This window comes from Limnobaculum zhutongyuii, assembly GCF_004295645.1.
Taxonomy (GTDB): domain Bacteria; phylum Pseudomonadota; class Gammaproteobacteria; order Enterobacterales; family Enterobacteriaceae; genus Limnobaculum; species Limnobaculum zhutongyuii.
Genome location: NZ_CP034752.1, coordinates 19,928 through 28,380 on the forward strand (window position 1 = coordinate 19,928; position 8,453 = coordinate 28,380).

Here is an 8,453-nt window from a genome sequence, read left to right on the forward strand (position 1 = left end):
TTGAATTCATCAGTAACGGAATAACTCAGGGGTATATATGTTTAGGAAAAACAAAATGTCACAAGTAAGTAAACCATCAACATGGTTACGCGCATCGGTAATGGGGTTGCTTCCAGCACTATTGGCTTTCAATGTGATGGCCAAAGGTGTTGTCAGTCATGATGAGATGGAAATTAGTCCGGTGGATACATCGGAAACACCAGCAATCGTGATGCCAGGACCGGCGGTCACCATGACTCATACTGGTACTCAGTACGTACCGGTAGGGCGTATTGGCGACTCCCTGTCTCAGGTGGTGTTTTATAACCCGAAGAGAGCGGGTGATAACGCTGTCGGTGTTGCCAATATTTATGTGGATCGTGAATTTCAAGGAGCGCTGAGAAGCGGTGAGTTTAGCGTGTTCTGTGTAGAACCGGGTAAACACATTATTGAAGCTTATCAGAATGATGCACCTAATTATGCGGGTAAAGAGATCCCACGGACGATGGCTCGTCTGGACGGTGGAAAAACTTACTTTGTTGAAACTAATGCCGATCAAAACGTGGGTACACCGGTATCCGTCAACCGTACTCAGGCCGAAAATCAACTGTTTGGTTATAAAAACAGTGCCACCATTAACCGTGCTTCAGCGGTAAGAGCGTGTGAATACGTAGGTGGTATGTCACAACTGGGTAATGTGCTGTTTAGCTTTGCCGGTAGAAAAGTATCGGATATCGAAACTGGCGGTAAAGATATCGTTGAAAACATGGCGGACTATATTAAGGGCCAGCCACAGATTCAACGAGTGGATATTGTTGGTCATGCTGACCCAGTGGGTAGCCCGGCATTCAACCAAAAACTATCAGTACAGCGTGCAGAAACCGTGAAGAAAATGCTGGTTTCTAAAGGTGTACCGGCTTCATTACTGTTCACCAGTGGTGAAGGGGACAACAACCCAACCGTCGATTGTAGTGGTTTACCGAATAAAGAACGTAATTTCTGTAACCGTGCTAACCGTCGTGTGGATGCATTAATCCAGACAAACGGTAGTGCTGAATAATCGCATGTTGTAATCAGTAAGCAACCGGCCTGGATAACGGGCCGGTTAATGATACCTCCAGTGGGTTTACAGAAAGCCTGCTGACGGTATCAACAGTTATGCAGCAAGAAAATTGCCATACGTTATATTTAATGCAACATGCAATTATTAACACAGGAATAACTATGAGTCAGGATTTTAATCCTAAAACTGATGCTCAACAGGACAGTTTGCTATGGTCTGTTCAATGGCTTGCGTCTTATTACAATAAGCCAGCCAGTGCAGCAGTTTTGTATGCGGGATTGCCAAGAGAAAGGAAACTCACTCCCCAATTAGCATTACGGATGCTGGATCAGATAGGTATGGGAGTTGGCTGGGTTGAAAGAGACTTAAATCAGTTATTCTCTTATCTGTTCCCGGTAGCAATTACACGTAAAGATGGTACCCACTGTATTGTTACCGAGCGGATAGGCAAGGGGGCGAATACCTCTTACAGGTTGGTTCTACCGGAGAGTGGTGGTGGTGAAGTCACGCTTCCTGCCAGCGCATTGCAGGAGGTTTATTCAGGGTTCTCATTGTTGTGTAACCCCAAACCGAAACTGGATGAGCGCAGTAATGACTGTCTACCAGAGACTAATAAAGAAGGCCACTGGCTGTTTTCTACCTTATGGCGTTACCGTCACTATTTCGCCAGCGCAGCCCTTGCCGCGCTGTTAGCTAACGTTCTGACTCTGGCCTCCACCTTCTTCACCATGAACGTGTATGACCGAGTGGTACCCACTCAGGCTTATGTGACCTTATGGTCTCTGGCGGTGGGTGTTGGTATTGCGATTACCTTTGAGTTTATTTCAAGGTTAGTGAGGGCTCACTTAATTGATATTGCAGGTAAAAAGGCCGATTTACTTTTGGGGACCATGCTATTTCGGCAGGTAATGTCCATTCGTATGGAGAATAAACCGCAGTCATCAGGCTCTTTTGCCAACCAGTTGCGCGAGTTTGAATCGGTACGGGATTTCGTCACTTCAGCGACGTTATCGACGTTGTCCGATCTGCCGTTTTGTCTTCTGTTTCTGTTTATTATCTATCTGGTGGCAGGTCCTCTGGCATTGGTTACCCTGGGTGCAATCCCTGTCATTTTGATTGTCAGCATCTATATTCAATGGCCGCTGTCAAAAAACATGAAAGAAAATATGAGAGAAATCTCTCTCAAACAGGGATTACTGATTGAAACCATCGACGGAATGGAATCCCTGAAAGCAGCCCGTGGTGAAGGGGTGATGCAAAAACGCTGGGAGGATTTCAGCGCGTTGGCTGCGGCTTCTTCTATGAAATCAAAAGCGCTATCGAGCTTTATGACCACTTTCGTGTCTTTTGTTCAGCAACTGACAACGGTAGTACTAGTGGTATGGGGTGTTTATCTGATTCATGCCGGTGAGTTAACCATGGGCTCAATGATCGGTGCGGTGATCCTGTCAGGGCGGACATTGTCACCGCTGGGTTCTGTTGTTGGTTTGGCGATCCGTTTCCAGCAGGCTAAGGCAGCACTGGGTTCTCTGAACCAATTGATGAAAATGCCAAGAGAGCGGGATGAAAAAATTAACTACCTGTCAGCACCAAGTTTCACCGGCAATTTACGTTTAAGAAACGTCAACTTTAGCTACCCAAGCAGCAACATGATGATGGCGGCACCGGTAGTGCTACAAAAAATCAACTTCGCCATTCGTCAGGGTGAGCGAGTTGCCATTCTAGGCAGTATCGGTAGCGGTAAGTCAACGTTATTGAAAGTCATGGCGCGATTATTCCAACCAAGTAACGGGCAACTGATGATTGATAACGTGGATGCTACTCAGGTAGATCCTGCGGACTGGCGTACTTCTGTTGGTTATGTGGGGCAAGACAGTCGCCTGTTTTTCGGTACGCTGCGTGAAAACGTGACTATCGGTAACCCATCGGCAACCACTGAAGAGATCCTGGCGGTAGCCCGCATGACCGGATTGGATAAAGTGGCAATGCGTCATCCATTAGGTTTTGAAATGCCCATCGGTGAGATGGGGCAGGGTATCTCTGGTGGTCAAAAACAGCTGGTCTCACTGGCCCGCTGCCTGTTGTTAAAGCCGAAAATTTTGCTGATGGATGAACCGACCAGTTCCATGGATGCCATGACTGAGTTGCAATTTATTCAGCAGTTAAAGGCTGCTATTAGCGATCAAACGCTAATATTGGTTACACATCGTTTCTCTCTGTTGGAGCTGGTCGATCGTCTGATTGTGCTGGATGAGGGCAAAGTAGTGGCTGACGGACCGAAAGAAGAAGTCATCGCGGCTTTGAAGGCCAACGGTAAAGCACAATAACAGACAGTTTTCAGATTATCTCAGGCATAAAGTTATATAGAAATTAACGGAGCCGAAAGTGACAGATAGCAATAATGGTGTGGGGAATCAGGTTCCATGACAGACAAAAAACCAAAAGTGAGTGGAGGGTTACCTTCACCGACAGGCAAAGTGCAATCAGGTGATTTGCCTTATATGCGCGATCTACAGGAAGCGTTGATCGAACAGAAAACGCCGTTCAGTATGATCATGCTCTATTTAATTGCTGCCGTACTGGTAGTTGCCATTGTCTGGGCGAAATTTGCCCGGGTAGAAGAAGTGACTCTGGGGGAAGGACGAATTATTCCCGCCAGCCGTGAACAGGTTATTCAGAGTCTTGAAGGCGGGATCCTGGAAGAGCTGAATGTGCATGAAGGAGACATCGTAGAGAAAGGCCAGGTGCTGCTGAAAATTGACCCAACGCGGGTAGGTGCAGTGTACCGTGAAGGGGTTTCTAAAGTGATTGGTCTGAAAGCTTCGATTGCCCGATTGCGTGCAGAAGCCTACGGTACTCCATTGGAATTCCCGGCTGATGTGAGAGCAGTACCATCGGTAGTAAAAGATGAAACTCAGGCTTATAACGCCCGTAAACAAACGCTGGACGAGAGTGTTAAGACGCTAAGAACCAGTCTGCAACTGGCACAAAGTGAAATTAATCTGTCTGAGCCACTGATGAAAAAAGGGCTCATGTCCGAAGTGGAACTGTTAAGGATGCGCCGTCAGGCCAATGAATTCAGCCTGCAAATTGCAGAGCGGCAGAACCGGTTCCGTTCTGAAGCTAACGCCGATCTTACTAAGTTTGAAAGTGAACTGGCCCAGACCATTGAAAACGTAGCGGCGCGGGAAGATGTGATGAACCGTACCACCATCGTTGCACCTGTACGGGGTACGGTAAATAACATCAGAGTTACCACGGTGGGTGGGGTTATTCAGCAGGGAGCGGAAATCATGGCGATTATCCCGCTGGAAGACCAGCTGTTGGTGGAGGCCAAGATTAAACCTTCCGATGTGGCGTTCTTACACCCGGGCCTTCGCGCAACGGTAAAAATCACCGCTTATGACTATTCTATTTATGGTGGGCTTAGCGGCACGCTGGAGCATATCAGCCCGGATACCCTGAAAGATGAAGATAAAATGCGTCAGGGCCGTGGCGATAGCACCTATTACCGAGTGCTGGTACGTACCGATAAGGCAGCATTGACGGCTAAGGATAAGGTCTTCCCGATTATGCCGGGCATGATAGCCACGGTAGAAATCAGAACAGGAGAGAAAACCATACTGGATTACATCCTGAAACCAGTCTTGAAAGCCAGAGAAGCGTTCCGGGAGCGGTAAGAAAAAATATGAAAATCAAACAACTTGCCTTGCTAACGTTGTCGCTATCAGTGTCTTTAACCACTGCGACATCAGCACGGGTAGATGACAGCCTGATGCAGTCACTGCAGCCGGGCCGCCGGGCGGGGGTGGTTAATCCGCCGCCACCGGCAATGAAGAAGCCAGTAGAACCATCAATTGCTGTGGATCAGGCTGGTTCGTCAGAACCAGTGATAATTATGCCAACGCCGGTATCTGCTACACCGGCTCGTTCCGTTCAGCCACCAGTGGCTGTTGCAACCATTGGTCGGGATGGTAAAGGCTGGGTGGCAGATCCACCAAAGGTTAAATCAACTATTCAACCAGAACCCGTTAGCCAACCTTCACGTGCAACGACGGCTGCCAGTCATGATAATCAGGTACTGGAGCTGATGGACATTGATACGGCACAGCCTCCAGTGGAGCCGGTAGCTAAAAATGTGAATACACCGGTTGTGGAACCCCGGCCAGTCAGTACAGTACAAAATGCGGTACTGACCGCGCCGATAGCAACGGTTGGCCGTGATGGTAAGCAATGGCAGGTAACTAATACTCCAGCTAAGTCTGATTCAGCAGGAACTTCATCGCACGATTCTTCATCGATGGAGTTTGTCTCTGTGGAAAATGCAGAGAAGATAGCTGAAAAGGCGGAGAGTGCAGTATTTTCTAACGAGCCTGAGCCAAAACGGAGTTCACAAAACCCAGCTCCGGTTGTGGCGATGGTGCCAGTATCTAATACGCCAAATTCGGTTGATATGACTCCTTCAAATATCAATCAGAAGATTACGCCGGTAGCATCCGGTCAGCCAGTCACTGCTCCTCCATCGTCAAAAGTCATCAACAAAGGCCATGACACGGAACAGCTCAGTTTTACCGATATCGCATTAGACTCTACCGAGCCAATGACGGAATCAACGCCAATTGCAGCTCAAACGACAACTACGGAGTCAGCAACGACACTGACCGATACCCGACCAGCGATCCAACCGGTATCTGGCAAGAGTAAGGCGGTTCAAAATGAGGTTGTGGATACTTCGGCGAGGCCATCTAAGGCAGATCAAGCGGTTGAGAAGGATATTCTGAACTGGACGGTGACGGATACCTCTCTGGCACCGGTTGATACCACCAGCAGTGCAGATTTATATAAGTCAGCGCCTAAACTTTCTACTACCGGTGGTAATAAAGCTTCCGTTGATTTTATCAAGAACACGGTACGCCAGGCTCTGGTGTTCAGTCCTGAAATTCGTAATGCCGAGGCGGTATCAACGGCATCTCGCTATGACATTGATGAAATTAAAGGAAAGCGCTGGCCTCAGGTAAAAGTGGGTGCTAACTCACCGATATCCAGTTTTGGTGGGGGTAAAAGCGTCAATAATTCAACGGATGTCAGTGACACCAGTGGTTCGGTTTCGATGACCACCACGGTTTATGACTTTGGTAAAACCAGCAGTGGTATTCAGAGTGCTGAAGAAACTTCCAAAGCATCGCTGGAATTAGAAAAACTGACGCGCAACCAGATAGCTTTCCAGACCATTTCCGGTTTGCTGGAATTGGATAAATATCAGAAAGATATCAAAGTTGCCAAGCTGTATCAGACCCGAATGGCCGATCTGGTGAAAATGCTGTCACAAATTACGGAAACGGATAAAGGCCGGGGAAGCGAGCTGGTTCAGGCACGTTCCAAACTGTTGCAGGCTCAGACTAACGTTCAGCAGCTGGAAAGCAAATGGCGTGAAACTCAGATCAAAATGACCCGACTGGTTGGCCATGAAGTACAAGTGCCGGAAAACCTGAAATGGGAAGGCTCAGATCTGTCCACACAAACTATTCTGACTGCGCTGGATCATCATCCGCAAATTCTGAAGGCGAAGGCTGAAGTACAGGCCAGTTTGCACAAGGCGGATGCCATCAAGTCCTCTTCTTATCCGAATATCAACTGGGTAGTCTCAAAGAGCAGTGCTAAAGATATAAACGGCGATGAGCAGGCCTGGTATACGGGCGTTAACGTTGAGTGGGATCTGTTTACCGGAGGTTCCGCATCGGCATCTCAGGCCGCGGCCACTCAGCGTGCTCAGGCGACCCAAATGCAGTTTGAAACCACGGTGCTGGAGTTGAAATACCGTATCCGCAGCATGATCCAGACCCGGGATTCCTCATTCGAACGGGCAGAAGAGTATCGTAATTTATCGGCAGATACCGATCGGGTAAGAACCATGTTCTACGAGCAGTGGTATTACCTGGGTAAACGTTCATTGCTGGATGTTCTGACAGCTGAAAACGACCACTTTAACAACCAAATTTCGGCAATAAACAATCAGTACGACGGTTATACGGCGAATATCAGCATTATGTCGGAATCAGCAATGTTACTGAACTGGTTAGGTATGCCGGTTTATTGATCATATGTTGAACAGAGAGTTGGAGGGCTATTAGCAAGTATTGTTAATAGCCCTCCTGTGTAAGAGCCATCACGATTGTAAATTTAATGGATATCGTGATGAGGATCATGGAGGGTTTGTAGTGAAAAATGATGTACCTATTTGCCACCACTGCGATCGCAGCAATGGCATAAAAAGGCATGGTATTACTCAGTCAGGTCACCAGCGTTATCTCTGTACGTTATGCAAAAGAACGTTTCAAACGGGTTATATTTATAAAGGACGTGAACAACATATTATTGGTCAAATTGAGCGATTGATGGCCGATAATCTCACGCCTAAACAGATTAGTGCAGAACTTCAGGTGGATTTAGAGACTGTGGAGTTGCATATCAAGAGATTAATCTCTCAGTCATAAAACGTTTACATCGCCTTTGTATCAGAGCCTGATATCGCTGACTTAAGCACAGGCTCAGTTTCCCACCCGTTTATTCAAAAACTCAACGGTTTAAAATAGTATAAAATGCTGTACCAATAACGCAGAAATGAACCGCCAGATGTAATTATAATTTTGTTGGTCAGATTGAAAGGCTGTTGCTTGATGGCTTAGCTCTTGGCCAATTAATGAAGCAATTCAAATTGAATTTAATACTTTATAACAACACATTAAGAAATTTTTGTTCGTATCAAATAAATCTATATTCAATTGATTTGTATGGTTTATTTATTTTTGTGTTATTCAAGTAGTCGCTTTTTTTTGAATTATTTTCTGTCACTCCCCCCTGTTAATCACTATGTGCAAAGTAAACCCGTTATCGGTTAGTTATCAATCGTGTTGTTTTTGATAAAGGTAAATCTTGGATTATTGTTCACTTACGTTACTATTTATACCGTATTTTCACTATTAAACTGGTTGTTTTACATTCGCTTTTCTTATTGAAGAATAAGGTTATTTTTTATTTTTTAGTTCAAATGTGGGGTCTTAAATAACAATGCACTGCTCAAAAAACGGGATTTTTATTGTTTTTTCGGTTTATGGTTATTGTTAAGGTTAATGTAACGGATGTTATTATTTTTTGTTACACATTTTTTTATGATTTCAATTGGGTTGTTTTTTTATATGTAAGTTACAAATCCACCATTTTATTAAGAATTTGACATTGCTTTTAATTCGTATAATCAATTGATTATAAAGGATATTTATTTTTTTTGTTTTGTGTTGTTTTTAAATCATGGTATTTTTTTAAAAAATTTCATTAAATTATCATTGAGTTACATATCAATTCTCATTTAATTAAAGGTTGTTTTTTGAACTAATAATCTAAAGAATGTTTG

General features: G+C 45.4%; 5 protein-coding genes. All 5 read left to right on the forward strand.

What is annotated here, in order from left to right:
- Nucleotides 1-55: 55 nt before the first annotated feature.
- Nucleotides 56-1,039: an OmpA family protein gene (locus EKN56_RS00030; RefSeq protein WP_168189569.1), complete on the forward strand. Its 984-nt coding sequence runs from the start codon at nucleotides 56-58 to the stop codon at nucleotides 1,037-1,039.
- 164 nt (nucleotides 1,040-1,203) lie between these two features.
- Nucleotides 1,204-3,369: a type I secretion system permease/ATPase gene (locus EKN56_RS00035; protein WP_130589937.1), complete on the forward strand. Its 2,166-nt coding sequence runs from the start codon at nucleotides 1,204-1,206 to the stop codon at nucleotides 3,367-3,369.
- 96 nt (nucleotides 3,370-3,465) lie between these two features.
- Nucleotides 3,466-4,722 (forward strand): HlyD family type I secretion periplasmic adaptor subunit, encoded by a 1,257-nt coding sequence (locus tag EKN56_RS00040; RefSeq protein WP_130589938.1) that lies wholly within the window; start codon nucleotides 3,466-3,468, stop codon nucleotides 4,720-4,722.
- 8 nt (nucleotides 4,723-4,730) lie between these two features.
- On the forward strand, nucleotides 4,731-7,139 hold the full coding sequence (locus EKN56_RS00045) for a TolC family protein (RefSeq protein WP_130589939.1): 2,409 nt from the start codon (nucleotides 4,731-4,733) through the stop codon (nucleotides 7,137-7,139).
- 121 nt (nucleotides 7,140-7,260) lie between these two features.
- Complete coding sequence (locus tag EKN56_RS00050; protein WP_130589940.1) at nucleotides 7,261-7,536, forward strand: IS1 family transposase; 276 nt, start codon at nucleotides 7,261-7,263, stop codon at nucleotides 7,534-7,536.
- The last annotated feature ends 917 nt before the right edge of the window (nucleotides 7,537-8,453 follow it).

Coding starts and splice junctions, on each gene's coding strand:
- EKN56_RS00030 (WP_168189569.1), top strand. CDS start 56: ATGTCACAAGTAAGTAAACCATCAACATGGTTACGCGCATCGGTAATG.
- EKN56_RS00035 (WP_130589937.1), top strand. CDS start 1,204: ATGAGTCAGGATTTTAATCCTAAAACTGATGCTCAACAGGACAGTTTG.
- EKN56_RS00040 (WP_130589938.1), top strand. CDS start 3,466: ATGACAGACAAAAAACCAAAAGTGAGTGGAGGGTTACCTTCACCGACA.
- EKN56_RS00045 (WP_130589939.1), top strand. CDS start 4,731: ATGAAAATCAAACAACTTGCCTTGCTAACGTTGTCGCTATCAGTGTCT.